The sequence below is a fragment of the Terrabacter sp. NPDC000476 genome (assembly GCF_040300125.1).
GTDB lineage: Bacteria > Actinomycetota > Actinomycetes > Actinomycetales > Dermatophilaceae > Terrabacter.
Window position 1 is genome coordinate 1,254,811 of sequence record NZ_JBEPDF010000001.1, and the last position, 26,981, is coordinate 1,281,791.

General features: G+C 73.1%; 27 protein-coding genes. 5 read left to right on the top strand and 22 right to left on the bottom strand.

Annotated features, from left to right (window positions below; translation table 11 throughout):
- Positions 1-5 precede the first annotated feature (5 nt).
- From ABT295_RS05850 to rpsB, 13 genes are all read right to left on the bottom strand, one after another.
- The gene (locus tag ABT295_RS05850; RefSeq protein ID WP_352393462.1) at positions 6-839 is read right to left on the bottom strand and encodes an SDR family NAD(P)-dependent oxidoreductase; all 834 of its coding nucleotides are present in this window, start codon (positions 837-839) and stop codon (positions 6-8) included.
- 3 nt (positions 840-842) lie between these two features.
- On the bottom strand, positions 843-1,808 hold the full coding sequence (locus ABT295_RS05855; protein WP_352393463.1) for a phosphatidate cytidylyltransferase: 966 nt from the start codon (positions 1,806-1,808) through the stop codon (positions 843-845).
- Between the two features lie 18 nt (positions 1,809-1,826).
- The gene (gene frr / locus ABT295_RS05860; RefSeq protein ID WP_345507096.1) at positions 1,827-2,384 is read right to left on the bottom strand and encodes a ribosome recycling factor; all 558 of its coding nucleotides are present in this window, start codon (positions 2,382-2,384) and stop codon (positions 1,827-1,829) included.
- A gap of 130 nt (positions 2,385-2,514) precedes the next feature.
- On the bottom strand, positions 2,515-3,243 hold the full coding sequence (gene pyrH, locus ABT295_RS05865) for a UMP kinase (protein WP_352393464.1): 729 nt from the start codon (positions 3,241-3,243) through the stop codon (positions 2,515-2,517).
- Positions 3,244-3,331: 88 nt separating this feature from the next.
- Positions 3,332-4,486 carry an aminotransferase class V-fold PLP-dependent enzyme gene (locus ABT295_RS05870; RefSeq protein WP_352393465.1) on the bottom strand — a complete coding sequence of 385 codons (1,155 nt, stop codon included), beginning with the start codon at positions 4,484-4,486 and terminating at the stop codon, positions 3,332-3,334.
- A gap of 71 nt (positions 4,487-4,557) precedes the next feature.
- Positions 4,558-7,269: a DUF4153 domain-containing protein gene (locus ABT295_RS05875; RefSeq protein ID WP_352393466.1), complete on the bottom strand. Its 2,712-nt coding sequence runs from the start codon at positions 7,267-7,269 to the stop codon at positions 4,558-4,560.
- Positions 7,266-8,027: a response regulator gene (locus ABT295_RS05880; RefSeq protein WP_352393467.1), complete on the bottom strand. Its 762-nt coding sequence runs from the start codon at positions 8,025-8,027 to the stop codon at positions 7,266-7,268. Before ABT295_RS05880 ends, ABT295_RS05875 begins: the two co-directional genes overlap by 4 nt.
- A 112-nt stretch (positions 8,028-8,139) precedes the next feature.
- On the bottom strand, positions 8,140-8,658 hold the full coding sequence (locus ABT295_RS05885) for a DsrE/DsrF/DrsH-like family protein (protein ID WP_352393468.1): 519 nt from the start codon (positions 8,656-8,658) through the stop codon (positions 8,140-8,142).
- Positions 8,658-8,972 carry a TusE/DsrC/DsvC family sulfur relay protein gene (locus ABT295_RS05890; protein WP_352393469.1) on the bottom strand — a complete coding sequence of 105 codons (315 nt, stop codon included), beginning with the start codon at positions 8,970-8,972 and terminating at the stop codon, positions 8,658-8,660. Before ABT295_RS05890 ends, ABT295_RS05885 begins: the two co-directional genes overlap by 1 nt.
- Before the next feature lie 29 nt (positions 8,973-9,001).
- Positions 9,002-10,249: a type III sulfide quinone reductase, selenoprotein subtype gene (gene sqr, locus ABT295_RS05895; protein ID WP_352393470.1), complete on the bottom strand. Its 1,248-nt coding sequence runs from the start codon at positions 10,247-10,249 to the stop codon at positions 9,002-9,004.
- A gap of 123 nt (positions 10,250-10,372) precedes the next feature.
- Positions 10,373-10,948 carry an antibiotic biosynthesis monooxygenase gene (locus ABT295_RS05900; protein WP_352393471.1) on the bottom strand — a complete coding sequence of 192 codons (576 nt, stop codon included), beginning with the start codon at positions 10,946-10,948 and terminating at the stop codon, positions 10,373-10,375.
- A 126-nt stretch (positions 10,949-11,074) separates the two neighbouring features.
- Positions 11,075-11,905: a translation elongation factor Ts gene (gene tsf / locus ABT295_RS05905; RefSeq protein ID WP_352393472.1), complete on the bottom strand. Its 831-nt coding sequence runs from the start codon at positions 11,903-11,905 to the stop codon at positions 11,075-11,077.
- Between the two features lie 60 nt (positions 11,906-11,965).
- On the bottom strand, positions 11,966-12,871 hold the full coding sequence (gene rpsB / locus ABT295_RS05910; RefSeq protein WP_352393473.1) for a 30S ribosomal protein S2: 906 nt from the start codon (positions 12,869-12,871) through the stop codon (positions 11,966-11,968).
- A 283-nt stretch (positions 12,872-13,154) separates the two neighbouring features.
- Here rpsB and ABT295_RS05915 point away from each other — a divergent pair, with 283 nt between their 5' ends.
- A complete protein-coding gene (locus ABT295_RS05915; protein ID WP_352393474.1) occupies positions 13,155-15,059 on the top strand; it encodes a DUF6541 family protein in 1,905 nt (634 codons plus the stop codon).
- 19 nt (positions 15,060-15,078) lie between these two features.
- Positions 15,079-16,881, top strand: coding sequence for a glycoside hydrolase family 13 protein (locus tag ABT295_RS05920; RefSeq protein WP_352393475.1), 1,803 nt, complete (start codon positions 15,079-15,081; stop codon positions 16,879-16,881).
- 20 nt (positions 16,882-16,901) lie between these two features.
- Here the strand turns inward: ABT295_RS05920 and ABT295_RS05925 are convergent, their stop codons facing one another.
- Complete coding sequence (locus ABT295_RS05925) at positions 16,902-17,147, bottom strand: hypothetical protein (RefSeq protein WP_352393476.1); 246 nt, start codon at positions 17,145-17,147, stop codon at positions 16,902-16,904.
- A 182-nt stretch (positions 17,148-17,329) separates the two neighbouring features.
- Between ABT295_RS05925 and ABT295_RS05930 the strand changes: the two genes are divergently transcribed.
- The 3 genes from ABT295_RS05930 (at position 17,330) to ABT295_RS05940 (ending at position 19,471) form a co-directional block, all read left to right on the top strand.
- Positions 17,330-17,617 carry a hypothetical protein gene (locus tag ABT295_RS05930; RefSeq protein WP_352393477.1) on the top strand — a complete coding sequence of 96 codons (288 nt, stop codon included), beginning with the start codon at positions 17,330-17,332 and terminating at the stop codon, positions 17,615-17,617.
- Between the two features lie 61 nt (positions 17,618-17,678).
- Positions 17,679-18,815: a pyridoxal phosphate-dependent aminotransferase gene (locus ABT295_RS05935; protein ID WP_502991131.1), complete on the top strand. Its 1,137-nt coding sequence runs from the start codon at positions 17,679-17,681 to the stop codon at positions 18,813-18,815.
- Between the two features lie 95 nt (positions 18,816-18,910).
- Entirely contained in the window at positions 18,911-19,471 is a 561-nt protein-coding gene (locus tag ABT295_RS05940; RefSeq protein WP_352393479.1) for a M23 family metallopeptidase, read from the top strand.
- An 81-nt stretch (positions 19,472-19,552) separates the two neighbouring features.
- On the opposite strand, the gene ABT295_RS05945 is transcribed toward ABT295_RS05940, so the two are convergent.
- The 8 genes from ABT295_RS05945 to lepB (ABT295_RS05980) form a co-directional block, all read right to left on the bottom strand.
- Positions 19,553-20,446, bottom strand: coding sequence for a tyrosine recombinase XerC (locus ABT295_RS05945; protein WP_352393480.1), 894 nt, complete (start codon positions 20,444-20,446; stop codon positions 19,553-19,555).
- A gap of 536 nt (positions 20,447-20,982) precedes the next feature.
- Positions 20,983-22,089 carry a DNA-processing protein DprA gene (dprA, locus tag ABT295_RS05950; protein ID WP_352393481.1) on the bottom strand — a complete coding sequence of 369 codons (1,107 nt, stop codon included), beginning with the start codon at positions 22,087-22,089 and terminating at the stop codon, positions 20,983-20,985.
- Between the two features lie 27 nt (positions 22,090-22,116).
- The gene (locus ABT295_RS05955; protein WP_352393482.1) at positions 22,117-23,679 is read right to left on the bottom strand and encodes a YifB family Mg chelatase-like AAA ATPase; all 1,563 of its coding nucleotides are present in this window, start codon (positions 23,677-23,679) and stop codon (positions 22,117-22,119) included.
- On the bottom strand, positions 23,679-24,044 hold the full coding sequence (locus ABT295_RS05960; RefSeq protein WP_352393483.1) for a YraN family protein: 366 nt from the start codon (positions 24,042-24,044) through the stop codon (positions 23,679-23,681). The genes ABT295_RS05955 and ABT295_RS05960 overlap by 1 nt, the downstream gene beginning before the upstream one ends.
- A gap of 125 nt (positions 24,045-24,169) precedes the next feature.
- Complete coding sequence (locus ABT295_RS05965; protein WP_352393484.1) at positions 24,170-24,490, bottom strand: DUF2469 domain-containing protein; 321 nt, start codon at positions 24,488-24,490, stop codon at positions 24,170-24,172.
- Positions 24,487-25,257, bottom strand: coding sequence for a ribonuclease HII (gene rnhB, locus ABT295_RS05970; RefSeq protein WP_352393485.1), 771 nt, complete (start codon positions 25,255-25,257; stop codon positions 24,487-24,489). Before rnhB ends, ABT295_RS05965 begins: the two co-directional genes overlap by 4 nt.
- A gap of 17 nt (positions 25,258-25,274) precedes the next feature.
- Positions 25,275-26,243 (bottom strand): signal peptidase I, encoded by a 969-nt coding sequence (gene lepB, locus ABT295_RS05975; RefSeq protein WP_352393486.1) that lies wholly within the window; start codon positions 26,241-26,243, stop codon positions 25,275-25,277.
- Between the two features lie 39 nt (positions 26,244-26,282).
- A complete protein-coding gene (gene lepB / locus ABT295_RS05980) occupies positions 26,283-26,885 on the bottom strand; it encodes a signal peptidase I (RefSeq protein ID WP_352393487.1) in 603 nt (200 codons plus the stop codon).
- Positions 26,886-26,981: the final 96 nt, after the last annotated feature.

The window sequence follows — 26,981 nt, forward strand, 5'->3', positions numbered from 1 at the left end:
GTGTCTCAGGTGGAGTCAAAACGCGGTGCGCGCTGCTCCGCCACGGCGTTGCCGCCGTCGACGACGAGCACCTGGCCCGTGACGTAGGACGCCTCGCGGGCGGTGAGGAACGCGACGGCGGCGGCCACCTCGTCCGCGGTGCCGGAGCGCCCGAGCGGGGTGGCGCCCGCCTCGCGCGCCTCGTCGGGGGTCTGCGAGCCGGTGGCGACCCAGCCCGGCGCCACCGCGTTGACCGTGACGCCGTGCCGCGCCTCGTCGACGGCGAGCGCACGGGCCAGACCGACAAGCCCGGCCTTGGCCGTCGCGTAGGCGACCTCGGACCGCATCGCCATGACGGGGCCGGTGAGGCTGCTGACGAGCACGACCCGGCCCGAGCCCGACGCCCGCAGCGCGGTCAGCGACGCGCGCGTCACGAGGTAGGCGGTGTCGAGGTTGCGCGCGAGGGAGCGCCGCCACCGCTCCGGGTCGGTCGCGGCGAGGTCGCCGCCGAGGGTGTCGGGGTCGGCCGCGCTCACCATGCCGGCGTTGTTGACGACGGCGTCGAGGCGACCGTGCCGGGCGAGGCAGTGCCGCACGAGCGCGTCGGCGTCCTCGGGGCGGGTGAGGTCACCGGCGAGGCCCGAGGCCTCGATGCCCTCGGCGGCCAGCTCGTCGACGCGGGCCGCGACGCGCCCGGTCGTCGCGCCGAGCACGACCGCGGCGCCCAGCCGCCCGAGCAGCCGGGCGCTGGCGAAGCCGATGCCGGTCGCGCTGCCGGCGCCCGTGACGAGCACGACGCGGCCGGTGTGGTCGAAGGGCCTCGCCGGGCTCGCCGCCGCGGGCTGCTCGTCGTCTCCCACGGCTCAGGAGGGCTGGGCGGCGAGGAGCGTCAGCACGGCCCACACGACGGGCGCGACGACGACGAGGGAGTCGAGCCGGTCCATGATGCCCCCGTGGCCGGGGAGCACGTTCGACATGTCCTTGATGCCGAGGTCGCGCTTGATGAGCGACTCCATGAGGTCCCCGACGGTGGCCGCGATCGCCACCCCCACCCCGAGCGCGATGCCGATGACCCACGAGTGGTCGAGCAGCAGGTGCACCGTCAGGGAGCCGCCGACGACGCAGAGGAGCACCGACCCGGCGAAGCCCTCCCACGACTTCTTCGGGCTGATCGAGGGGGCCATCGGGTGACGGCCGAGGAGGACGCCCGCGGCGTAGCCGCCGACGTCGCTGCACACGGTCGTGATGAGGAAGACGAAGACGCGGCCCAGGCCGTCCTCCGGCGCGAGCAGGAGTACCGCGAACCCGACGAGGAAGGGCGGGTAGGTCGAGATGAAGACGCCGCCGAGCGCGTCGCGCCCGGCCCCTTCACGGCGACCGGCAGCACGCCAGACCACGACGGCGAGGCAGGTGAGCGCCCACGCCACGACGAGCCCGACGGGACCGTGCACGTAGGCGGCCCACAGCGTCGCGACCATGCCGAGCACCGGTGGCGCGAGCGGCGCGTGGACGCCGGCGTTGCGCAGCGCGGCCCGCATCTCCCAGATGCCGACCGCCACGGCGACGGCCACGAGGACGACGAACGACTCCTTGCGGATGAGCAGGGTCGCGACGATGAGCACGCCGAGGCCGACCCCCACGCCGATCGCGGCCGGCAGGTTGCGCCCGGCGCGGCTCTGCTTCTTCTCCAGCACCTGCTCGGGCGGCAGGCCGGCGAGGTCGTCCAGGGCAGGGTCGTAGGGCACGGGCTCGAGCAGCCCGTCGCCGTCGGTCTGCGGACCCCGCGTGGCGGGGTCCACGGGCTCCGACGGGGAGTCAGTCGTCATCATCGGGGACGAGCGTCGAGGTCACACCTCGAGCAGCTCGGTCTCCTTGGCCTTGACGAGACCGTCGACGAGGTCGGTGTGCTTCTTGGTGAGCCCGTCGAGCTCCTTCTCCGCGCGCGCCCCGTCGTCCTCGCCGACCTCGCCGTCCTTGACGAGCTTGTCGAGGTCGGTCTTGGCCTTGCGCCGGATGTTGCGCACGGAGACGCGTGCCTCCTCCGCCTTGTGGCTCGCGAGCTTGATGTACTCGCGGCGGCGCTCCTCGGTGAGCTCCGGCATGACGCAGCGGATCTGGTTGCCGTCGCTGCTCGGGTTGACCCCGAGGTCGGAGTCGCGGATGGCCTTCTCGATCTCGTGCATCGCCGACTTGTCGAACGGGATGACGAGGATGGTGCGCGGCTCGGGGTTCTGGAAGGACGCGAGCTGCTGAAGGGGCGTCGGGGCGCCGTAGTACTCCACCGTCAGCTTGTTGAACAGTCCCGGGTTCGCGCGGCCGGTGCGGATGCCCGCGAAGTCCTCCTTGAGGACCTCGACGGCCTTGTCCATCTTCTCCTCGGCCTCGAACATCGTCTCTTCGATCATGTGCCTGGCTTCCTCGTCGGTCGTTCGTCGTCGTTCGTTCGTCGTTCGTCGTTCGTCGTGCGTCGTGCGTCGTGCGTCACGGTGCTGCTGGGCCGGGCGACCGCGTGGTGCGGCGCCGGGCGGTCCTCGCTCAGGCGTTGGTGACCAGCGTGCCGATCTTCTCACCGAGCAGGGCGCGCGTGATGTTACCCGCGCCCTCCATGCCGAACACGACCATGGGCAGCTTGTTCTCCATGCAGAGGCTGAAGGCGGCCGCGTCGACGACCTTGAGGCCCTCGACGATCGCATCCTGGAAGGTGACGGTCTCGAGCTTCTTCGCCTCGGGGTTGGTGCGCGGGTCGGAGTCGTAGACGCCGTCGACGCCGTTCTTGGCGATGAGCACGGCGTCGCACTTGATCTCGAGCGCGCGCTGGGCGCTGACCGTGTCGGTCGAGAAGAACGGCATGCCGGCTCCGGCGCCGAAGATGACGACGCGGCTCTTCTCGAGGTGGCGGATGGCCCGGCGCGGGATGTAGGGCTCCGCGACCTGCTGCATCGCGATGGCGGACTGCACGCGGGTCTCGACGCCCTCCTTCTCGAGGAAGTCCTGCAGCGCGAGGCAGTTCATGACGGTGCCGAGCATGCCCATGTAGTCGGCGCGCGTGCGGTCCATGCCTCGCTGCTGCAGCTCGGCGCCGCGGAAGAAGTTGCCGCCACCGATGACGACGGCCACCTCGACGCCGCCGCGCACGGCGTCGGCGATCTGCTTGGCGATGCCGGCGACGACGGCCGGGTCGAGGCCGATGCTGCCACCCCCGAACACCTCACCGGAGAGCTTGAGAAGGACCCGGTGGAAGGGGGTCGTCTGGGCGTCTGTCATGGCGCAGGGCCTCCTCGTGGGCAGCGTTCCGGCGGTCGGTCGATCTTTCCACACCGGCACCCCATCGGTCGCATCGGGCTCAGCCGGGTCACCCGCCCGTCGCCGGACGCGCCGGCAGGCCGGCCAGCACGCCCGGCAGGGCGGCGGCGAGCCGCGCGTAGTCGTCCTCGTCGTTGTAGGGCGCTGCCGCGAGACGCAGGTAGCCCCGTCCGTCGAAGGCCACCGGCGGCACGACGAGCCCGGCCGCACTGAGGCGCTGCCACAGCTCCTCGGCGGCGTCGGTCGTCGTCGCCACGCCGTCCGGCAGCGCGACGAGGCGCAGGCAGGGGGCAGCAGGGATGCCGCCGTGCGGGCTCTGCGTGCCCAGCGCGGCGGCCACGTGGTCGGCGCCGCGCACGAGCAGCTCGGCGTTGCGGTCCACCTGCTCCCAGCCGCCGAGGTCGGCCCACGCCGCGAGACCGTCGGGCACCGTGACCCAGGCGGAGTGGTCGACGGTGCCCTGCAGGTCGAAGCGCTCGGGGAAGGGCAGCCCGTGGGCCCACGAGGTGACGAGCGGGCGCATCGCCGCACGGTGCGCGGGCGCCACCCAGAGCGTCGCGGCGGCCCGGGGCGTGTAGGACCACTTGTGCAGGTTTCCGGCCCAGAACGCCACCCCGAGGGCCTCGACGTCGAGGCCCGGCAGGGCTCCCGGCACGTGGGCGGCGTCGACGAGGACGGGCACCGGCGCGACGGTCTCGGCCACCTGCGCGACGGGCAGCACGATGGCGGTGGGCGAGGTGACCTGGTCGATGACGACGAGGCGCGTGCGCTCGGTCACGGCCGCCGCGAAGGCCGCCACGACGTCGGTGGGCCGGTCGTCGACGCCGAACGTCGCCGTGCGGAGCGTCGCGCCGCGCGCCTCCGCGCTCCACCCCGCCGTGAGGTAGCCGTGGTTGCTGACGACCACCTCGTCGCCCGGGCCGACGTCGAGGCCCTGCAGCACGACGCCGACGGCCTCGGTGACGTTGCGCACGAGGGCCGTCGACCCGGCGGCGCCGCCGACGAACCGGGTGGCCGCCTCCCGCGCGGCCTCGAGGGCGGCCGGCAGCTCGTCGCGGAAGGCCCGCATCGGCGCGGCCTCGATGCGGGCGCGGGCCCGGTCCTGGGCCTCCCGGACCGACCGGGGCACGGCGCCGAACGCACCGTGGTTGAGGTGGGTCAGGGTCGGGTCGAGCTCGAAGAGCTCCGCGATGTCGGCGCGCACCCGGCCCATCCTGCCGGACCGGCGGCCGAGCGCCGGGGCGGCCTTGGGCGCGGCGGCCCTCGGCGGGGCGGTCAGCGCTGCACGTCGGCGGTCCAGTACGTCTCGCACGACGGGCTGCCGCCCGGCGCGCGCCAGCCCGGCAGGTCCGCGGCCCGGCTCCGGCCGAGGTTGAAGGAGAGCACGTCGTCGTCGGCGGGCCGCCACTGTGCGGAGAGGATGCAGTCGGCGACCGACGCGGGCAGCGTGCCGTTCGCGATCGTCGGGGCCGCGTCGGGCCCCAGCGTGGCGAGGTAGGCGGCGTCGACGGCTCCCGTCGAGACGTAGCGGTCGAGGTTGCGCTGCGCCACCCAGGCCTCCGGGTTCGCGAGCCCACCGGCGAGCAGGAGGACGGCCGCGGAGAGCAGCGCGGCCCGGGGCAGCCAGGACCCGCGCAGCCGGATGCCCGCGACGAGCACGAGGACGACGAGCAGCCCGAGCCACAGCTCGACGGCGTCGACGAGCACGCGCAGCACGGTGAAGCCGTACGCCTGCTGGTAGAGGTCCATCCGGTGCAGCGCCGAACCGACGACGACGAGGGTGAGCGCGCAGAGCGCCCCGAGCACGCTGCGCAGCACGAGCCGGTCGCGGGCCGTCGCCTGCGGGGCCTTGCGGACGGCGAGCGCCACCGTCGCGAGCGTCAGCACCGTGGCGGCCGTGAGCTGCCCGAAGCCCTGGTGCACGTAGGCGGCATACGTGAGCCCCGTCGAGCGCTGGACGTAGGCGTGCCCGCCGAAGAGCGCGGCCGCCTGCGCGACGACGAACGCCACGAAGAGCGCCACGACGAGACCGACGGGCACGACCCACTCCCACACCCGGGCGACCGGACGGGCCCCCGGCAGGCCCACGCGGTCGACGCGCGGCGGGTTGAGGGAGAGGTAGCAGCCCGCGAGCAGGGCGCCGCCCATGAGGAAGCCGACGAACGAGCGCACGACGAGGCTGTCCCACGCGAAGCTCGGCACGAGGGCGCTCGCCCACGAGCCGAACACCGCGTCGCCCGAGGCGAACAGCCCGCCGAAGACGACGAGGGCCACTAGCGAGACGGCTGCCGTGCGCACGACCGGCCACAGGACCGCGACGCGGCTCGTCGCCGAGATGGTGCGCCCGAGGAGCGGGAGCCCGCGCAGGGCCGACAGCGGCCACGCGGCGAGGCCGGCGACGACGGGGAGCAGGCCCCGCGCGTTCGTCAGGGCGGTGGTGGCGACGACCGTGGCGACCCCGACGGCGAGCACGGCGAGCCACTCCGCCGCGCGGAGCACCGACAGCGCCGCGAGCGCCACGCAGAGCCCGCTGCTGACCGCGGCCCACCGCGAGCGCCGGAAGCGACTCGCCCGCCACAGCACGAACCCGCCCAGCACGAGCACCGCGAAGAACGCGAGGCCGAGGTTGCGGTAGGGCAGCACGACCGCGGAGAGCACCCCGACCCCGAGGCACACGAGCAGCACCCGGACCTGCGGGGCGAGCCCGGCCTCGGGCCAGAGGTCCCCGAAGAGGGTGTCGACGAGCGGCTGCGGCCGGCCCACCGGGACGGTCGCGGGCGACCCGGTCGAGCGTGACGCGGTGGAGGGCGTCGCGGTGGCGGGCACAGTGTGAGGCACGGTGTCGGGCACGGGCACGGGTGACTCCTCGGCAGGCGGACGGGTGGTGTGGTGCGCGTCGGACGGCGCGTCGGACGGCGCGTCGGACGGCGCGTCGGACGGCGCGTCGGACGGCGCGTCGGACGGGGCGCCGGTCCGGGGCGCAGGTCGGGGCGCGATGGGCAGCACGGCACGGATGCGGGCCCCCCGCTCCCCCGCCGGCGGCTGGACCGCGCTGATCGAGCCGCCGTGCAGCTCGCAGACCCAGCTCGCGATGGCGAGCCCGATCCCGGTGCCGCCGCCCGAGTCGTCGCCGGAGCCGAAGCGGTCGAAGACGCGGTCGGCCTGCGCGGCCGGGATGCCGCGGCCCTCGTCGGCGACGACGAGCCACCACCGGTCCGGGCCGTCGGCGCCGGCGCTCACCGTGACCGTGCCGCCCGGGGGGCTGTGCCGGTCGGCGTTGTCGAGCAGGTTGGCGAGCACCTGCGCGAGCCGGGCCGCGTCGGCGCTGACCCGCAGGTCGGCAGGCACCTCCACGACGTGCCGCGTGCCGCGGCGTGACACCCCGGCCTCGGCGACGGCGTCCTCGACGAGGGCCCGGACGTCGACGGGGGCGAGGGCGAGCGGCGCCTGCCCACCGTCGACCCGGCTGAGGTCGAGCAGGTCACCGACGAGCGTGCCGAGGCGCTCCGCCTGGGCCAGGGCGGTGCGCAGCACCGCGTCGTCGGCACGCACGACCCCGTCGACGAGGTTCTCGAGGAGCGCCTGCTGCGCCGCGAGGGGCGTGCGCAGCTCGTGCGACACCGTCGCGACGAGCTGGCGCCGTTGCCGGTCGGCGTCCGCGAGGTCGCCGGCCATCGTGTTGAAGGCGACGCCCAGGGCCCCGACCTCGTCGGCCGAGGTCGCCGTGACGCGCTGGGAGTAGTCGCCCGTCGCCATCCGCGACGCGGCCGCGGTCATCTCGCGCAGCGGGGAGGTCATGCCCCGGGCGAGCCACTGCGTGACACCGAGGGCGGCGACGACGGTCACGGGCAGGGTGATCCACCCGGGCACGCCGGCCCGGTCGCCGACCTGCGAGACGAGCGCCGCCGCGACGATGCTCGCGGCGACGAGCAGGGCCAGCTTTGCCTTGATCGACCGGATGCCGTCGAGCGGGCGGTCGCTGTTCACCGCTCCCCCTCGGTGCCGTCGGTCCGGTCGAGCCCCTCGCTCCCGACCTCCAGCGCGTAGCCGACCCCGTGCACGGTGCGCACGCGCGTGGAGCCGACCTTGGAGCGCAGCGACTTGACGTGGCTGTCGAGCGTGCGGGTGCCGCCCGCGTCGGCCCAGCCCCACACCTCGCGCATCAGCTCGTCCCGGGCGCGCACGGCCCCGGGCGTGGACGCCAGCGCGACGAGCAGGTCGAACTCGAGCGGCGTCAGGTGCACGGTCTCGCCGTCCACCTCCACCCGGCGGGCGCCCCGGTCGACGCTGAGGTCCCCGAGGGCGAGCACGGGCGGGCGTGCCTCGGCCAGCTCGCGGGCGCGGTCGACACGGCGCAGCAGGGCCCGGATGCGGGCGACGACCTCGCGCATCCGGAAGGGCTTGGTCACGTAGTCGTCGGCGCCGACGCCGAGCCCGACGAGCAGGTCGGTCTCGTCGACGCGGGCGGTGAGCATGAGCACGGGCACGGGCCGCTCGGCGTGGACGCGGCGGCACACCTCGAGCCCGTCGAACCCGGGGAGCATGAGGTCGAGGACGACGAGGTCGGGCGCGTGCTCGGAGTTCGCCGCCACGGCGCCGGGTCCGTCGAACGCCTGGACGACGCGAAAGCCCTCCGCGACAAGGCGATCGGTGAGCGCTCCGTTGATCGTCGGGTCGTCCTCGACGACGAGCACCGTGGCCGGCGCGGTCGCGCTCGGCGACGGCGCGGCATACCCCTGGTTCATGACCCCGAGCCTAGGAGCGCGCCCGCGGGCGCCAGGCGTGCGACGTGTGGAGATCCTGTGAAGGCCGGTCGGGCTGCCTGGAGCCCGACCGGCCGGTCGCGCTCCCGGCGCGTCAGATGAAGAGCAGCTGCGCGCCCTCCGTCAGCTCGATGAAGTCGGAGGCCGAGATGATCCCCTCGACGTCGTCGCGCAGGTCCGACTCGGTGAGGTGCTGCATGTCGGCCGACATGCGGCACGCCCACAGGTGCCCGCCCGAGGCCACGATCTGGTCGAGGAACTCCGGCACCTCCGGCACGTCGAGCTCGGCGATGCTCTTCTTCATCTGCGACGTCGCGAGGTGCGTCATGCCCGGGATGCCGCCGAGGCCCTGGGGCAGGTGGGTGGCGGTGTTGCCGAGCATCGTGAACTTCAGGTCGCCCGCGGTCCTGCGGTTGATCATGTCGAAGCCCCAGAAGGTGAAGAACAGGTGCGTCTCGATGCCCTCGCCCAACGCCGCGTTGGCGAGGATGAGGCCGGGGTAGGCCATGTCGAGGTTGCCCTTGCTGCAGATGATCGCGAGCCGGCGGCCCTGCTCGGCGGGCGCGTCGAACGAGGGCACCAGCGGCTCGGTGAGGGTGGACTGAGTGGTCATCACACACATCCCTTCGGCTTGGGCAGGCCGGCGACGTAGGCCATCTTCTTGGCCGGCTTGCCGGGGAACAGGGTGAAGAGGGACTTGACCGGGGTGCCGGTCTGGGTGCTGACCCGGCGCAGCGTCGCCGTCTCCCCCTGGCGGGTGAAGTCGTCGCGCAGGAAGTGGACGAGCCTCCAGTGCTCGTCGGTCAGCTCGATGCCGATGAGGCGGCCGAGCTCGCGTCCGAGGTCGTCGGACCACTGCTCGGGTCTGGTGAGGAAGCCCTCGTCGTTCACGTCGACGGCACGGCCGGCGATCGTCGTGATGGGCATGGTGTCGCTCCTTTCCGAGAGCTGCGGGCTCAGGCGGCGGGGACCTTCCCCGCCATCGACATGTGCGCGGGCAGGCCGAGAGGTCGTCCGGGGAGCAGGAGGTTCCAGTAGACGTGCCGGAACGCGAGCTTGCCGAGGTGGTTGGCCCGGGACTCCTTGAGCAGGGTCATCGGGCCGACGCGCGGCAGCGGGAACGTCCCGGTCAGCGGTTCGGTGTCGTAGTTGAAGTCGAGGAGCATCGCCTTGCCGCCGCCGGACTCCACGAAGCAGTTCGCGTGCCCGTCGAAGGAGTGCGTCATGGGGCGCCCGGCGACGTGCTCGAGGAAGTTGTCGACGAAGACCTCCACCGCGAAGTGCGCGACCGAGCCCGCCTTCGACGTCGGGATGTTGCTCGCGTCGCCGAGCACGAAGACGGACGGGTGCTCCGTGGACTGCAGGGTGTGCTTGTCGACGGGCACGTAGTTCAGCTCGTCGCCGAGGCCGGACCGGGCCACGAAGTCGGCCCCCATGTTGAGCGGCACGGTCACGAGCTGGTCGTAGGGGATCTCGCGCTCGTCGTAGGAGACGAGGACGCGACGCTCCTGGTCGACGTGCTCGACGAGGAAGTCCGTCTCGACGGTGATGCCCTTGTCGGCCAGCAGGTGCCCCAGTTCGCGGCTCGCGACGGGCTTGGTGAAGGCACCGTCGAGGGGCGTCACGAAGACGATCTCGACCTGCTCGCGCAGGCCCCGGCGGCGCAGGAAGTCGTCGGCGAGGAAGGTGAACTCGAGGGGCGCGACGGGGCACTTGATCGGCATCTCGGTGACGTGCACGACGAGGCGCCCGCCCGAGAGGCCGGCCAGCTGGTCGCGCAGCGCGAGCGCTCCGTCGTACGTGTAGAACTCGCCGACGCTCCGGTGCCATTCGGGCCCGAGCATGCCGGGCGTCTGGTCCGGCCGCGGCGTGGTGCCCGAGGCGATGACGAGCTGGTCGTAGCCGAGCCTGCGGCCGTCCGCGAGGTGGACCTCGGCGGCGGCGGTGTCGACGAGGTCGACGTCGCCGAGGACGAGCTCGACCCCGTCGGCGAGGAGGGCGTGCCTGCTGCGCCTCACCTGCTCGGGCGCGATGAGCCCGAACGGCAGGAAGAGGTAGCCCGGTTGGTAGTCGTGCGTGTCGTCCTTGTCGACGACGGTGATCCGCCACTCGTCGGTGGGGAGCCGGTGCCGCAGCTTGTTCACGACCATGGTGCCGGCCGTGCCCGCTCCCAGGACCACGAGTGACCTCATGGTGGTGGTCATGCTCCGAAGGTACCCCTGCGGGTATGCATCGCGCTGTGAGCGAGCAGACAGCCGGGCTGTGACGTGCGAGACAGATCGGCTGTGCCGCAAGGCTGCCCGCTCGTCAGACGCGGTCGGACGCGGTCAGGTGCGGGCGAGCCAGCGGCCGAAGAGGCGCGTGACGAAGGGCAGGAGGACGTAGGTCATCCACGGGGTGGCGAGGAGGGTGGTGGCCAGCACCCGGAGCACGACGGGCCAGCCCTCGGTCAGGGGCGCCAGCAGGTAGGCCAGCGCGAGGCTCGTCGGGAAGAACGCGATCCAGATGACCGAGGCCTGCTTCCACCGGGGCGGCGCCGCGGGCGCTCCTTCCCCGGTCTCGTGCACCGACGCCGACGCCGGCTCGTCGAACCAGCCCTCGATGCCGGTGCGGTACTCCGTGCGGCGGTGCTCGACGAGGTCGGCCGCCGAGCGCAGCCACCGCTGCCGCTCGGGCGACCGCTCCCACGCGTCCAGGGTCGCCCTCGAGGCGAAGCGGTAGAGCATGTGCCAGTTCTCGGTGCCCGAACGCACCCAGCCGGCACCGAGGAAGCCGTCGAATCGCTCGGCCATCGACGTGCCGGCGTGCACCCACGCCTGCATGAGCAGCTCGTCCTCGGGCGCGACCCTCCGGGTGATCGACACCGTGAGCGGACCGTCGAGGGTGATCGGTTCGGCGGTCATGGGGACTCCTCCGGCTGGCGGGGTGGACGCGACGATGCCGGCCGCCCCGAGGGGCGACCGGCATCGGTCCTCGTCGGTGCGCCGGTGCGGCGCGACGAGTGGTGCGGTGCGAGTGGGGTCAGGACCTCACTGGCCGACGCGGAAGCGCGCGAAGGACTTCGCCGTGGCGCCGCCCTCCTCGAGGACCTTCGCGACGGTCTTCTTCGGCTCCTTGGCGAACGGCTGCTCGAGCAGGACGTTCTCCTTGAAGTAGCCGTTGACGCGACCCTCGACGATGCGCGAGAGGGCGGCCTCCGGCTTGCCCTCCTCCTTGGCCGTGGCCTCGGCGACGCGACGCTCGTTCTCGACCGTCTCGGCGGCGACCTCGTCGCGCGTCAGCACGGTGGGGCTGAACGCGGCGATGTGCATCGCGACGTCGCGGCCCACGGTCTCGTCGCCACCCTCGAGCGCGACGAGGACACCGATCTGCGCGGGCAGGTCGGGGCTCGTCTTGTGGAGGTAGGAGACGACCTTGTCGCCCTCGAGGCGCGCCACGCGGCGGACCTCGATCTTCTCGCCGATCGTGGCGTTGGCCTCGTCGAGCAGCTCCTTGACGGACTTGCCGTCCTCGAGCGTGCTCGCGAGGAGCGAGTCCGCGTCGGTCGCGGCGGAGGCCACGGCCTGGGCGAGGACCTGGTCGGCGAGGGCGATGAACTTCTCGCCCTTCGCCACGAAGTCGGTCTCGCAGTTGACCTCGACGAGGGTGCCGACGCCGTCGCCGGCCTGGGCCGTCACGAGACCGTTGGAGGCCGAGCGGCCCTCACGCTTCGTGACGCCCTTGAGGCCCTTGACGCGCAGCACCTCGACGGCCTTGGCGCGGTCGCCGTCGGCCTCGTCGAGCGCCTTCTTGACGTCCATCATGCCGGCGCCGGTCTGCTCGCGAAGCGCCTTGATGTCAGCGGCGGTGTAGTTCGCCATGCTCTGTATCGCTCTTTTCGTCAGATGTGTGTGACTCGAAGTGGCTGGGGCCGTGCGGCCTCAGGCCTGCTCGGCACCGGCCGGGGCGGCCTCGGCGGGGGCCTCGGCGGCAACCTCGGCCTCAGCGGCCGGGGCAGCGTCGGCGGCCGGGGCAGCCTCACCCTCGGCGGCCGGAGCGGCGGCAGCGGCGTCGGCGGCAGCGGCGTCCGCGTAGAGCTCGCGCTCCCACTCGGCCAGCGGCTCCTCGGCCTGCGCGTCGGCGCCGGACTTGCCGGACGAGCGCTGGACGAGACCGTCGGCGACGGCGTCGGCGATGACCCGGGTCAGCAGCGTGACGGAGCGGATCGCGTCGTCGTTGCCGGGGATCTTGTAGTCGACCTCGTCGGGGTCGCAGTTCGTGTCGAGGATCGCGATGACGGGCAGCCCGAGCTTGCGCGCCTCGTCGACCGCGAGGTGCTCCTTCTTCGTGTCGACGATCCAGACGGCCGACGGGACCTTCGACATCGTGCGGATGCCGCCGAGGGTCTTGTCGAGCTTGTCCTTCTCGCGCTTGAAGATGAGCATCTCCTTCTTCGTGTAGCCCGAACCGGCCACGTCGTCGAAGTTCAGCTCCTCGAGCTCCTTGAGGCGCGTGAGGCGCTTGGAGATCGTCTGGAAGTTGGTGAGCATGCCACCGAGCCAGCGGTGGTTGACGTACGGCATGCCGACGCGCGTCGCCTGCTCGGCGATGGGCTCCTGGGCCTGCTTCTTCGTGCCGACGAAGAGGATGCTGCCGCCGTGGGCGACGGTCTCCTTGACGAACTCGTAGGCGTTGTTGATGTACGTCAGCGACTGCTGCAGGTCGATGATGTAGATGCCGTTGCGCTCGGTCATGATGAAGCGCTTCATCTTGGGGTTCCAGCGACGGGTCTGGTGCCCGAAGTGGACGCCGCTCTCGAGGAGCTGGCGCATGGTGACGACGGCCATGCCGTGTTCTCCCTAGTGTCGTGTTGTCAGTTGTCGCGGGCGGCCCGCCTGGCGTCGGTCCCGTGCACGCACGGGCCCGCGGTCGGCATACGCCCACTCCTGGCGCCTGACGCACCCCGCCCCACCGCACGCGGTGGGGACTGCCGTGGTGCGACCCGGTCCGGTGGACCGGCAGAAGACGCGCGAATTTCGGTCCCGTGCGACGAGCACACGTGACCGCAGACCATCGTAGGTCCTCCACCGGGTTGTGGAGAAATCGGCCCGAGCAGACAGAATGACCCGCATGGCGCACTGGGTGGAGACGATCCCGGCCTTCGTCGTCCTCACCGTGGTGCTCTTCCTGCCGGGCTGGCTGGTCGTGCGTGCGCTGGGCACGCGGGGCCTCGAGGCGCTCGCCGTCTCGCCGGCCGTGTCGGTGGGGGTCGTCGCCGTCTGCGCGACGCTCGCCCAGCGGGTCGGCATCCGGTGGGGGCTGCTGCCGCTGCTGGTCTCGACGGTCGTCGCGGCGGCGGTGGCGCTGCTCGCGATGCGCCTCGTGGGTCGCCGGGTCGGACGCCACGACACCGACCTCGGCCCGACCCGTCGCCTCCTCGGGCGACCACGACCCGACGCCGTCGTCGCGGTCGCCATCGGCGTGCTGCTCGCGCTGGCGACGATCGTGCCCGCCATCGGCCGGCCCGACGAGCTCGTCGACAGCCCCGACGCCGTCTACCACCTCGACCGGATCCGGCTCTTCCTCGACACCGGCAACTTCTCCATCGCCAACCCCACCTTCTACCCCAACGGGTTCCACGCCTGGATCGCGACGAGCCTGCTCCCCGGCGTCGCCGACGTGCTGCCGGGCACCAACGTCGCGACGCTCGTGCTGGCGGCCGTCGCGTGGCCGCTCGGGTGCGTGGCCCTCGTGCGCCACGCGCTGGGCACCTCCCGCCTCGTCACGTATGCGGCCGGGCTGGCCTCCGCCGCCTTCATCGCCTTCCCGACGATGCTCCTCGGCTGGGGCGTGCTCTGGCCCAACCTCATGGCGACCGCCCTGACGCCCGGGGCGCTCGCGCTCATGCTGCAGGCCGCCCGGTCGAGGCGGATCGGGCAGTGGCTCGGGTTCGCCGCGGCCATGCCGGGCCTCGCCCTCATCCAGCCCAACGCCCTCGTGGCGCTCGTGCTCTTCGCGCTCGTCTGGTTCGTCGCGGCGCGGCTGCGAGCGGGGCTGCTCGGGCACCTGGCCTGGTGGCGGGTGGCCCGCGACCTCGGCGCCGTCGCCGTGGTCGGGGTGGCTGGCCTCGTCGCCGCTCCGCTCGTCTCGGCGCGACTCGCCTCGACGCAGTCCTACGAGTGGGACGGGCGGGTGCCGCTGTGGACCGCGCTCGTCGAGGTCGTCGGTGGCCGGCTGCAGATCTCCGCCGTCCTCTGGGGCCTGCTCGTGCTGCTCCTCCTCGGCACCTGCTGGATCGTCCGGCGCGCACGTGCGGCACTGCCCGTCGTCGCGATGTGGGTCGCCTGCGTCGTGCTCTACGTCATGGCGGCGTCGTCGAGCTCGGCGTGGACCTCGCTCGTGACGGGCTACTGGTACAACGACAAGGTCCGGCTCGCCTCGCTCGCGGCCGTGCCGGGCGTCGTGCTCGTCGCCGCCTCGGCCCCCGCCCTGCGCGAGCTGCTGAGGCGCATCCCCCCGCTGCGCTCGCGGCCCCTCGTCGCGGGCGCCGTCGCCGTGCTGGCCATCCCGGCCCTCACGCTCGGGCTCGACGGCGTCACCCGGTTCCGGGTGCTCGACGGGTTCTTCCACCCGGGCGAGGCCCGCAAGGTCATCCTCTCGTTCGAGGCGCAGGACTCGCTCCGCCGCCTCGCCGCCCGCATCCCCGCCGGGGAGGGCGTCGTCGGCCGACCCGAGAACGGCTCCCCACTGATGTTCGCGCTCTTCGGCACGAACACGCTCTACCGCTCGATCCCCATCCCGACCACGGGTGACGAGATCGTCATCGGCACGGGCTTCGACGACATGGAGAACCGGCCGGACGTGTGTGCTGCCCTGGCCCGACACGACGTGCGGTGGGCCATCGACTCCACGCACGTCTACTGGCTCGACTACCCCGAGCGGTCCTCGGGCCTCACCGGCCTCGCGGACGTCTCCGGGGTCGAGCGGGTCGCGACCGACGGGGACTACACGCTCTACCGCGTCACCGGCTGCTGACCCTGCGAGGATCAGGGGCATGAGCTCCTCTACCGCCGCTCCTGACGCTGCCCTCGCCGCCGGTCCGAATCTGCGCGAGCCGGACTGGTGGCGCACCGCGGTCGTCTACCAGGTCTACCCGCGCAGCTTCTCCGACAGCGACGGTGACGGGGTCGGCGACATCCCCGGCATCACCGCGCGCCTCGACCACCTCGCGGACCTCGGCATCGACGTGCTCTGGCTGTCACCGGTCTACCGCTCCCCCATGGACGACAACGGCTACGACATCAGCGACTACCAGGACGTCGATCCCTCGTTTGGCACCCTCGCCGACCTCGACGCACTCGTCGCGGCCTGCCACGACCGCGGCATCCGGCTCGTCATGGACCTCGTCGTCAACCACACCTCGGACGAGCACCCGTGGTTCGTCGAGTCGCGCGACCCGCGTTCGCCGAAGCGCGACTGGTACTGGTGGCGGCCCGCGCGGCCCGGCCACGAGGCGGGCACCCCCGGCGCCGAGCCGAACAACTGGGGCGCGGCCTTCTCCGGGCCGGCCTGGCACCTCGACGAGACGAGCGGCGAGTACTACCTGCACCTCTTCTCCCCCAAGCAGCCCGACCTCAACTGGGAGAACCCGGAGGTGCGCCAGGCCGTCTACGCGATGATGCGCTGGTGGGTCGAGCGGGGCGTCGACGGCTTCCGCATGGACGTCATCAACTTCATCTCCAAGGACGTGACGCTGCCCGACGGTCCGGTGGCGCCGGGCGCGCCCTACGGCTCGGCGTTCCCCGGCTCGGCCAACGGCCCGCGCCTCGACGAGTTCCTCGCCGAGATGCACGCGGCGGTCGGGCTGGGCGAGCAGCACCTGCTCACCGTCGGCGAGATGCCGGGCTCGACGATCGAGGTCGCCCGGCGCGTCACCGATCCCGCTCGCGACGAGCTGAACATGGTCTTCACCTTCGAGCACGTCGACCTCGACGTCGTCCCGGGCGGCACGAAGTGGGACCTCGCCGACCTCCCGTTGCCCGTCCTCAAGCGCAACCTCGAGTCGTGGCAGCTCGGTCTCGCCGACGTGGGCTGGAACTCGCTCTACTGGAACAACCACGACCAGCCCCGGGCCGTGTCGCGCTTCGGCGACGACGGCCCGGAGCACCGCGTCAGCTCCGCCAAGACGCTGGCGACGGTGCTCCACCTCCACCGCGGCACGCCCTTCGTCTACCAGGGCGAGGAGCTCGGCATGACGAACGCCGGGTTCGCGCAGATCGAGCAGTACCGCGACATCGAGTCGGTCAACCACCACGCCGCAGCGCTCGAGCTGGGCGCGTCGGCCGAGGGCATCCTCCGGTCGCTCTCGGTCAAGAGCCGCGACAACGCCCGGACCCCCATGCAGTGGGACGACTCGCCGCACGCCGGTTTCACGACCGGGGAGCCGTGGCTCGCGGTGAACCCGAACCACACGTCGATCAACGTGGCCGCGGCGCAGTCCGACCCGGCATCCGTGCTCGCCCACTACCGCGACCTCATCGCGCTGCGGCACACCGAGCCGGTGGTGTCCGAGGGTGACTTCGAGCTACTGCTGCCCGACCACGAGCAGCTCTGGGTGATCCGGCGCACGCACGGTGGCCGGCAGCTGCTCGTCGTCGCGAACTGCTCGTCGCAGCCGTGCTCGCTCGCGGGTGACGCCGAGCCCTCGAGCGAGGGCGACCTCACCGCGCTGCAGGCGCTGCGGGCACTGGTGGCGGACGAGGACGTGGACGTCCTGCTGCCGACCCACCCGGACCGGCGGGGGCTCGAGCTCGCACCCTGGGAGTCGCGGGTCTACGCGTCCGGAGCCTCGGTGTGAGGGCGTGACCCGACGCGTCCTCAGCCGGGCGTCAGATGCTCGTGGTTGGCGGCGTAGCGACGGTCGAGCTCGCGCACGACCTGGCGCTCGCGCCGCTCGAGCTCGGCCCGTCGGTGCACCTGACCGGGCACGGGACGGTAGCCGCCAGCGGCAGCGTCACGATCGATGCGCTCCTGGAGCAGCGCCAGCTCGGCGATGAGCTCGCGGATCGACATCGCGTCGAGGGCGCGGGCCCGCTCGTCCAGCGGGTGGATCACGTCGGTCATGCCGGGACCCCTTTCTGTCCGACCGTCCCGACCGGGAGGAGCGGCGCTCCTCGTCGATCGGGGCCGACGACTTCATTCTGCGCCCGAGGAGGCGGCCCACGGGGCGAAAGAACACGCAGATTTCGCAACATTGCGGGCCGTGGCACGTAGGCGTGGGGCTGGCGCACGAGTACGTTCTGGCCATGGAGATGAAACTTGCGACGCACGGGACTGAGGTCCGGGCCATGGACCTGAACGCGAGCCACGTCGGGGCACGGTTCGCGTTCGACGACGTCGACAACCACCGCTACGTCTACGGCGTCATCGACGCCGTCGACATCGACGTCGAGGCCGTCTGGATCTTCGCCAAGGGAAATCTCGCCGGTGACAACCACATCGCCGGCACGCCGCTCCACCTCGAGGCCCACGACACGATCCACGTGATCGTCGACGACGGCCCGGTCGGTCGCGGCGCAGCGGCCACGGCCTGACGGGGTGGCCGAGCAGGGCGTCACGGCCCACGGTCCCCGACGGCCGGTGCTCGTGCCCCGGATGAGCGGCTTCGGCACGACCATCTTCGCCGAGATGTCCGCGCTCGCGGCGCGCACCGGCAGCATCAACCTCGGCCAGGGCTTCCCCGACACCGACGGTCCCGCGGCGATGCTCGACGCCGCCAAGGCCGCCATCGACGCCGGGCGCAACCAGTACCCTCCCGGTCCGGGCGTGCCCGAGCTGCTCGAGGCTGTCGCCGGCCACCAGCGACGCTTCTACGGTCTGGACCTCGACCCCTCCTCGCAGGTGCTCGTGACCGTCGGGGCGACGGAGGCGATCGCCTCCGTCGTGCTCGCGCTCTGCGAGCCGGGCGACGAGGTGGTCACCTTCGAGCCCTACTACGACTCGTATGCCGCCACGATCGCCCTCGCCGGTGCGACCCGCCGCACGTCCGTGCTGCGCTTCCCCGACTTCGCCGTCGACGAGGCATCGCTGCGGGCCGCCTTCTCGCCGCGCACCCGGCTCGTGCTGCTCAACACACCGCACAACCCGACGGGCAAGGTCTTCACCCGGGCCGAGCTCGAGCTCGTGGCCTCGCTCGCCCGCGAGCACGACGCGTGGGTCGTGACCGACGAGGTGTACGAGCACCTCGTCTTCGACGGCGCCGAGCACGTGCCTGTCGCGACCCTCCCCGGCATGTTCGACCGGACCATCACCATCTCCTCGGCAGGCAAGACGTTCTCGGCCACGGGCTGGAAGGTGGGGTGGCTCTCGGGCCCGGCCGAGGCCGTCGCTGCCGCCCGCACCGTCAAGCAGTTCCTCACGTTCGTCGGCTCCGGCCCGTTCCAGCCGGCTGTCGCCCTGGCGCTCGGCCTCGGCGACGACGTGTATGCCGGCATCTCCGACTCGCTCGAGCGTGGCCGCGACCTGCTGTGCGACGCGCTCGAGACCGCGGGCCTGGCCGTCTCACGGCCCGCCGGCACCTACTTCGTCGTCGCGGACGCGGCGCCGCTCGGCGCGGTCGACGGGCTCGAGTTCGCCCGGCGCCTGCCGGAGGTGGCGGGCGTCGTCGGGGTGCCCGTGTCGGTCTTCCACGACGACCAGGACGCGGCCCGCACCCTGATCCGGTTCGCCTTCTGCAAGCGGGACGACGTGCTGCGCGAGGCCGGCCGCCGGCTCGCCTCGGCTCGCCGGTGACCGGTCGTCCACACCCCCTCGCCGTTCCGGCCGGGCGTCCACAGCCCGCGACGTGACGGTGGCGGGGGTGCCGGGCGTCGGCGCACGCTGACGGGATGGATCTCGGAACCGTCCTGCTCGGCGCCGTCCTCGCCCTCTCTCCCGCCGTCCTGTCCCCCGCCGTCCTGTCCCCCGCCGTCCCGTCTCCCGCCGTCCTGGAGGGCAGTGACCTCGCCCGGGTCGAGGCCGCGGCACCGGCGAGGGCCGGGCCGTGGGCGTGGCCGCTGGAGCCGGCACCGGTCGTGGTGCGCGCCTTCGACCCACCCGAGCACCGCTGGTCGGCGGGCCACCGGGGTGTGGACCTCGCGGCGAGCGTGGGGCAGCCCGTGCTCGCCCCGGCCGACGGACGGATCGGCTGGGTGGGCCGCGTCGCGGGCCGTGACGTCGTCGTCCTTGTGCACGCGGGCGGCCGTCGTAGCAGCCTCGAACCCGCCTCCGGGGCTCCGCCCGTGGGCACCGTCGTGGCCCAGGCCCGGCCCGTGGGCGTCGTCACCTCGACGCCGGGTCACTGCGCCCCTCGCACCTGTCTGCACTGGGGCGTGCGCCGGGGTGAGGTCTACGTCGACCCGCTCGCACTCCTCCGGCGAGCGCCGGTCGTGCTGCTCCCTCTCGGATGAGCCGGGCTCCTCGGTACTGCTCCTCGCCCCTTGTCCGCCATGCTCCTCGACCCTGCGCGTGGGCTCGGGCAGCCCCAGCCGTCAGGCGCGCGGGTGGGCCTGCTCGTAGCTGCGGCGCAGGCGGTCGACGGACACGTGCGTGTAGATCTGCGTCGTTGCGAGGCTGGCGTGGCCGAGGATCTCCTGCACCATGCGTAGGTCCGCGCCACCCTCGAGCAGGTGGGTGGCCGCGCTGTGGCGAAGGCCGTGCGGGCCGAGGTCGGGGGCGTCGGGCAGGTGCGAGAGCAGCTCGTGCACCACGGTGCGCACCTGGCGGGCATCCACCCGGCGACCCCGGCGACCGAGGAAGAGGGCCGCGCCGGACTGCGCGCCGACCACCCGGGGCCGCACGGCCAGCCAGTCCTCCACGGCCCGGCCGGCCGGCACCCCGAAGGGCACGACGCGCTCCTTGGCCCCCTTGCCGAGCACCCGGACGACTCCCTGTCGCAGGTCGAGGTCGTCGACGTCGAGCGAGGCGAGCTCGCCGACCCGGATGCCGCTGGCGTAGAGCAGCTCAAGCATCGCGCGGTCGCGCACGTGGATCGGGTCGGCGTCGTCGGCGCGCACCGTCGCCAGGTCGAGCAGCTCGCCGGCCTCGTCCTGGCGCAGCACGCCTGGCAGGGTGGCACGGCGCTTCGGGGCCACGAGCCGTAGTGACGGGTCGCTGGGGATCCGTCCCGTGCGCTCGGCCCAGCGCAGGAAGGTGCGCGCCGAGGCCGCCCGGCGGGCGATCGTCGACCGCGCCGCCCCGGCGTCGGCCTGCTCCCCGAGCCAGGCGCGCAGGTCGGCGATGCGCAGCTCGTCGATACCGTCGATGCCGCGCCCTGCAGCGAAGACGAGCAGGTGGCGCACGTCACCGAGGTAGGCGCGCCGGGTGTGCTCCGAGCGCCCCCGCTCAGCACCCAGGTGGCGTGAGTAGGCGTGCAGGAGCTCCACGTGCTGCTCCAACACCAGGTCCCTCGGCGTCGTCGCGCCGTCCGCGCCTGCTTCGCTCGTCGTCACCTCCGTCACACCCGCACCATCGCAAACGCACAGGACTCCCGCAAGCACCACCCGAGCCGCATCCACCCCTAGCGGCTACGACACTGACCCGCAAAGCGGGTCACTGACGCAGCGAGCGCACCCCCACCACCCGCCCCGACATCCACCCCCGGCCGCTACGACACTGACCCGCAAGGCGGGTCACTGACGCAGCGAGCGCACCCCCACCACCCGCCCCGACATCCACCCCCAGCCGCTACGACACTGACCCGCAAAGCGGGTCAGTGTCGTAGCGTGCGCACCCCGCTCCGTCTCGGGGCTGGCCGCTCGGAGCTCGATGCCCGTCGCGGGGGCCTGATCATGGGCGCAGGGTCCGGGTGCCCGGGGTGCCCGGGGTGCCCGGGGTGCCCGGGTGCCTGGGTGCCCGAGTGCCCGAGTGCGCTCTTGCTGGTCCACGTCCCCGGGTCGACGTCCCGGGTCGTGGGGACCGGTCAGTCCTGCGGCCGGTGTCGGCTCCTGGGGCGTTTGCGCCAGGTGCCGGTCGACTCGGCGACGAAGCCGGCTCGCTCGAGGCGACCGAGGGCCGCCCGCACGATCAGGGGCGCCTGAGCCGTCGCGAGCACGAGGGCGTCGAGCGTCACGCCGGCGCGGAACGGCACGGCCTCGAGCACGGCGGCGTCCACCGGGGGCAGCTCGTCGCCCGGCTGGGCGGGGCCGCGCGCCGGCTCGCAGGCGTCGTCGCCGATGTCGCCGACGAGGTCGACGATCTCGGCGGCGCTCGTCACGAGCACGGCCCGCTGGTCGCGGATCTCCTGGTGGCAGCCCGAGGACGTCATCGACGTGATCGGCCCGGGCACCGCGCCGACGGGGCGACCGGCCTCGATCGCGTGCTTGACGGTGTTGCGTGAGCCCGACCTCAGGTCGGCCTCGACGACCACCGTGCCGCGGCTCATGCCGGCGATGAGGCGGTTGCGGGACAGGAAGCGCGAGCGCATCGGCGCCGAGCCGGGCGCCACCTCCGACACGACGAGACCCTCCTGCGCGATGCGGGCGAGCAGGTCGGCGTTGCCCGCGGGATAGGGCCGGTCGACGCCACCCGCGAGGACGGCCACCGTGGTGCCACCGGCTGCGAGCGCCCCGCCGTGCGCGCTGGCGTCGATGCCGAAGGCGGCGCCGGAGACCACGGCCCAGCCACGCTGCACGAGCCCCGCCGCGAGGTCGGCGGCGATCTGTGCCCCGTACGTCGTCGCCGCGCGCGACCCGACGACGGCGACCGACCGCTCGACCGACTCGGCGAGGTCGAGGTGGCCGCGCACCCACAGGCACCACGGCGGCGAGGGCACCTGCGAGAGCCGCTCGGGCCACTCGTCGTCGTCGGGCACGACGAGCCGTGCGCCCACCTTGGCCGCCACGTCGAGGTCACGGTCGGTGTCGAGCGCCGCCACGCGGGCCGCGAACCGGCGCAGGGTTCCCCGGCCCGCACGGATGCGGTCGACGGCCTCCACCGCGCCGACCTCACCCACGAGGGCCCCCGTCTCGAGGTCGCCGGCCTCGACGAGGCGTGAGAGCGAGGCCCTGGCGAACCGGTCAGCGTCCACGACCCACCTGCCCGACGAGGATCCCGCTCATGCCGCCACCCCGGCCCGGTGCCGCAGCGACAACGCGAGGTCGACCTGCTCCCGATCCGGCCTGACGAGGCCGGTGAGGTCGGCGATCGTCCAGGCGCATCGCAGCGTGCGGTCGTAGCCGCGCAGGCTGAGCGCCCCGGTCTCGAGCGACCGGTCGAGGGTCGCGGTGGCACCGGGTGGGAGCCGCCAGGGCCGCCCCCGCAGCACCGAGCCCGGCACGTCGGCGTTGGCGCTCCGGCGTCGCACGAGCACGGAGCGCCACCGCTCCCCCTGGGCGTCGCGCGCGGCCGCCACCCGGCGCGCCACGACCGCGGTCGGCTCACCGGACCCCACGCCGGCCATCGACAGGCCGGGCGGCTGCACGTGGACCTGCAGGTCGACCCGGTCGAGCAGCGGACCACTCAGCTTGCCGAAGTAGGTGCGGCGCATGAGCGGGGTGCAGGTGCAGTCGAGGCCCTTGCCCCACCCGTTGCCGCACGGGCACGGGTTCGCCGCGAGCACGAGCTGGAAGCGCGCCGGGAAGGTCACCGTCTCGTTGGCCCGGGCGATCGAGACCGTGCCTCGTTCGAGGGGCGTGCGGAGCGACTGGAGCACGGACTTGTCGAACTCCGGCGTCTCGTCGAGGAAGAGCACGCCACGGTGCGCCTGCGTGATCGCCCCGGGCCGGATGCGCCCGGAACCACCGCCGATGACGGCAGCCTGCGAGGCCCCGTGGTGCGGCGCGACGAAGGGAGGCCGCGAGATGAGGCGCACGTCCTCGCCGGAGCCGAGGGCGCCGAGCACCGAGTGGATGGCCGTCACCTCCATCGACTCCGCCTCGTCGAGCGGCGGCAGCAGCCCGGGCAGACGCTCGGCGAGCATCGTCTTGCCGGCCCCGGGCGGCCCGGCGAACAGCAGGTGGTGGCCACCGGCCGCGGCGATCTCGAGGGCGAGCTTGGCGTCGGCCTGGCCCACGACCTCGCTGAGGTCGCGCACCGCCTCCGGCTGGGGGGCCGGACGCTCCGGCACCGGCACCTCCTCGACGGCCCGTCCCCTGCCGAGCGCCCGGTAGCGCTCGACGAGCTCGGTGACCATGCCGACGGGGTGGACCTGCACGCCCGCGACGAGGCGGGCCTCGCCGGCGTTGGCGACCGGCACGACGACGTGTCGCACCCCGACGAGCGAGGCGGCCCGCACGAGCGGCAGCACGCCCGACACCGCCCGCACGGTGCCGTCGAGGCCCACCTCGCCGATGTGCACGACGTCGCGCACGACGCCGTCGGGCACGATCCGCAGGGCGGCCGCCACGGCCACGAAGATGGCGAGGTCGAAGGCCGTGCCGATCTTGCGCTCCCCCGCCGGCGAGAGGTTGACGGTGACCCGGCGCTGGCTCACCGGCATCTTCTCGATGAGCGCCGCGGCGGCCTTGATCCGGTCGGCCGACTGCTTGACCGCCGAGTCGCCGAGCCCGCTGATGGCGAACCCCGGCAGCCCGGTCGCGACGTGGGCCTCGACGTCGACGACGAAGCCGGCCACGCCGCGCAGCCCCACCGACCGGGTGCGCCCCAGCCCCTGGCCCATCAGCACACCCCGCGCAGGTGCTCGAGCACGGCCCGACCCCGGGGCGGGCGGAGGATGGAGATGACGTCGATGCGCAGCACGAGGCCGGCCGCGTCGTCGGGGTGGGCGTCGCGCCAGAGGCCCGCGAGGACCCGCAGGCGCCGCTGCTTCGCGCGGTTGACGGACTCGAACGGCGCACCGAACGACTCGTCCGACCGCGTCTTCACCTCGCAGACCACGAGGTCGCGCCCGTCGAGCGCGACGACGTCGATCTCGCCGCGGACGCAGCGCCAGTTGCGGTCGAGGATGCGCAGGCCGGAGTCGGTCAGGTAGCGGCAGGCGAGCTGCTCGCCGTACCTGCCGAGGTCACGCGTCGTGAGGTCCATGCCGACCAGCGTCGCGGCGCGGGACGCATCAGGACAGGCCCCGTCGCGCGGCTGTGGACAGGCCCGCCTGCCGTGCGAGGGGGTGTGGACAACGCGCTGGGAGACCCGTCAGGCCCCGCGCACCGTCAGGTGAAGTCGCCGCCCTCGGGCATCTTGATGTCGGGCTTGGGCAGCTCCTCGACGTTGACGTCCTTGAACGTCACGACGCGCACGTTCTTGACGAACCGGGCCGGCCGGTAGATGTCCCACACCCACGCGTCGGCCATCGTCACGTCGAAGAACACCTCGCCACCGTCGCTGCGCACCTTCACGTCGACCGAGTTCGCGAGGTAGAAGCGCCGCTCCGTCTCCACGACGTGGGTGAAGAGGCCGACGACGTCGCGGTACTCCTTGTAGAGCTGGAGCTCCATCTCGGTCTCGTACTTCTCGAGATCTTCCGAACTCACCTGATCGCCGTTCCTGTCTGCTCTGCCGGGATGGCCACCGGAGCCATGGTCTCCGTGCCCTCATTCAACACCCCGACGGGCTCCGGCACGTGCACGCCGGGCAGCCGCCACGAGCGTCGGTGCAGCTCGCACGGGCCGAGGCGGGCGAGCGCGTCGAGGTGCTCGGGCGCCGAGTAGCCCTTGTTGAGGCCCCAGCCGTATGCCGGGTGCTCGGCTCCCAGCGACACCATGAGCGTGTCGCGCTCGACCTTCGCGAGCACGCTCGCCGCAGCCACGGAGGAGCATCTCATGTCGGCCTTGACCATCGTCGTGACGGGCGGCGTGGCCGGGCCCTCGTCGTCGGCGAAGGCGAAGAGGCCGACGTCGGTGGCCGCCGTGAGCCAGTCGTGGTTGCCGTCGAGGATGACGAGGTCGGGCACGACCCCGAGTGAGCCGAGGGCACGCAGCCCGGCGAGCCGCAGGGCCGCCATGATGCCGATCTCGTCGATCTCGTCGGCGCCCGCGTGACCGACGGCGTGCGCGACGGCCCACCGCTCGATCCGCGGGACGAGCACGGTGCGCGCCCGCTCCGTCAGCAGCTTGGAGTCCTTGACCCCGATCGGCGCGGACCGCACCGTCTCGTCGATGACGACGACGCCGACGCTGACCGGGCCGGCGAGCGCGCCGCGGCCGACCTCGTCCATGCCCGCGAGGAGCCGGTGGCCGGAGCGCTGCAGCGCCCGCTCGACGCGGAGCGAGGGCTTCTTGGAGGGGGTGGGGCGGGGCACGTCGGTCCTTGCTGCGCTCAGCTCGCGGCCTTCGTCGCCGTGGCGCTGGGCTTCGTCGCCGGGCGGGTCGTCGCCTTGGGTCCCGGGTTGACGGTGGCCTTGGTCGACGGGGTCGTGGAGGGCGTCCGGGGCGTCGGCACCTGGGCGAAGGTGCGCTCGGGCACCCCGAGCCACGTCACGTGCTCGATGGGCCACACGACGAAGAGGGCCCGCCCGACGATCTTGTCGATGGGGACCGAGCCGGTGGCCCCGGTGCCGTCGTCGTGCCAGCGGCTGTCGGAGGAGTCGGAGCGGTGGTCGCCCATGACCCACACCCGGCCCGCGGGCACGGTGATGTCGAACTTGCGGCCCTCGCTCGGGTAGTCGCCCGGCTTGATGTAGGACTCGGTGACCTCGACCCCGTTGACGCGGATCTTGCCGGTGTCCCCGTCGGCCTGCACGCGGTCGCCGGGGAGGCCGATGACGCGCTTGATGAGGTGGTTCTCGGAGTCCTCCGGGAGCAGCCCGACGAAGACGAGGGCCTCGTGGAACGGGCCACCGACCGTGCTCGGCTGGTCGTCGAGGCCCGCCAGCCACGGCGTGGGGTCGCCCGGGTCCTCGAAGACGACGACGTCGCCACGCTTGAGGTCGAAGGGGCCCGGGGTCAGCTTGCTGACGATGACGCGGTCGTCGCGCACGAGCGTGTTCTCCATCGACCCGGAGGGGATGTAGAACGCCTGGAAGAGCCACGTCTTGACGACGAAGGAGAGCGCCATCGCGAGCACGATGACGATGACGATCTCCTTGATGCCGGCGAGGATCGTCGCGCCGAAGCCGCGCCGCTCGTCGTCGTCGTAGTCGTCGTCGAAGTCGTCCGCGTCGTCACGCGCGCCGGCCGGCGCCCGCCCTGCTCGCGCGTCCCGCTCGTCGGCGCCGTACGGGTCGTCGATGCCGTCATCCGGATGCCCGCGCGTCGGGTCTTCGGGGCGTCCGGTGTACTGCGACATCACTCACCATTTCGTGGGACGGAGGATCCTTGACGGCCTTCAGTCGAGCGGCCCGAGCCGATCGAGCGGCCAGTATCGCACCCAAACCTTGCCGATGATGTCGTCCCCGGGCACCGTGCCGCCACCCGGGTCGCCGAGGTGGGCGCGCGAGTCCGCCGAGGAGCCACGGTTGTCGCCCATCACCCAGAACCGGTTCGGCGGCAGCGTCACGTCGAACGTCGTGCCGCTCGGCGCCTCTCCCGGGGCGAGGTAGGGCTCGGTCACGGCCACGCCGTTGACCTCGAGGCGGCCGTCCGCCGCGCAGCAGCGCACCCGGTCGCCGGGCACGCCCACGACGCGCTTGACGTAGTCGGTGGGGCGCCCCTCGCCGACGAGGCTGAGCACGGCGTCGAGCACGCTCCGGAGCGGCCCGCCCTCGGGCGCGGCGAGGTGGAAGGCCGCCGAGGCGTCGAAGACGACGACGTCACCGCGACGCAGCTCCTCCGGCGGGGTCAGCCGGCTGACGAGGATGCGGTCGCCGACACGAAGCGTGTCCTCCATCGACTCGCTGGGGATGCCGAAGGGGGTGACGACGAGGGCGCGCAACGCCACGATCGTGACGAGCACGAGCGCGGGGGCCACGAGCCAGCGGCGACGGTGCACGGCGGCATACCTGCTCGGACCCGAGAGCGGCGCCCCACCGGCGGCCGACCCCGGGGACGCGTAAGGCGCGGTGGTCCCCTCGGGCCGGGGCGTCCC

Coding starts and splice junctions, on each gene's coding strand:
- ABT295_RS05855 (WP_352393463.1), bottom strand. CDS start 1,808: ATGATGACGACTGACTCCCCGTCGGAGCCCGTGGACCCCGCCACGCGG.
- frr (WP_345507096.1), bottom strand. CDS start 2,384: ATGATCGAAGAGACGATGTTCGAGGCCGAGGAGAAGATGGACAAGGCC.
- pyrH (WP_352393464.1), bottom strand. CDS start 3,243: ATGACAGACGCCCAGACGACCCCCTTCCACCGGGTCCTTCTCAAGCTC.
- ABT295_RS05880 (WP_352393467.1), bottom strand. CDS start 8,027: ATGAACCAGGGGTATGCCGCGCCGTCGCCGAGCGCGACCGCGCCGGCC.
- ABT295_RS05885 (WP_352393468.1), bottom strand. CDS start 8,658: ATGACCACTCAGTCCACCCTCACCGAGCCGCTGGTGCCCTCGTTCGAC.
- ABT295_RS05890 (WP_352393469.1), bottom strand. CDS start 8,972: ATGCCCATCACGACGATCGCCGGCCGTGCCGTCGACGTGAACGACGAG.
- sqr (WP_352393470.1), bottom strand. CDS start 10,249: ATGACCACCACCATGAGGTCACTCGTGGTCCTGGGAGCGGGCACGGCC.
- ABT295_RS05900 (WP_352393471.1), bottom strand. CDS start 10,948: ATGACCGCCGAACCGATCACCCTCGACGGTCCGCTCACGGTGTCGATC.
- tsf (WP_352393472.1), bottom strand. CDS start 11,905: ATGGCGAACTACACCGCCGCTGACATCAAGGCGCTTCGCGAGCAGACC.
- rpsB (WP_352393473.1), bottom strand. CDS start 12,871: ATGGCCGTCGTCACCATGCGCCAGCTCCTCGAGAGCGGCGTCCACTTC.
- ABT295_RS05915 (WP_352393474.1), top strand. CDS start 13,155: ATGGCGCACTGGGTGGAGACGATCCCGGCCTTCGTCGTCCTCACCGTG.
- ABT295_RS05920 (WP_352393475.1), top strand. CDS start 15,079: ATGAGCTCCTCTACCGCCGCTCCTGACGCTGCCCTCGCCGCCGGTCCG.
- ABT295_RS05925 (WP_352393476.1), bottom strand. CDS start 17,147: ATGACCGACGTGATCCACCCGCTGGACGAGCGGGCCCGCGCCCTCGAC.
- ABT295_RS05930 (WP_352393477.1), top strand. CDS start 17,330: ATGGAGATGAAACTTGCGACGCACGGGACTGAGGTCCGGGCCATGGAC.
- ABT295_RS05935 (WP_502991131.1), top strand. CDS start 17,679: ATGAGCGGCTTCGGCACGACCATCTTCGCCGAGATGTCCGCGCTCGCG.
- ABT295_RS05940 (WP_352393479.1), top strand. CDS start 18,911: ATGGATCTCGGAACCGTCCTGCTCGGCGCCGTCCTCGCCCTCTCTCCC.
- ABT295_RS05955 (WP_352393482.1), bottom strand. CDS start 23,679: ATGGGCCAGGGGCTGGGGCGCACCCGGTCGGTGGGGCTGCGCGGCGTG.
- ABT295_RS05960 (WP_352393483.1), bottom strand. CDS start 24,044: ATGGACCTCACGACGCGTGACCTCGGCAGGTACGGCGAGCAGCTCGCC.
- lepB (WP_352393486.1), bottom strand. CDS start 26,243: ATGTCGCAGTACACCGGACGCCCCGAAGACCCGACGCGCGGGCATCCG.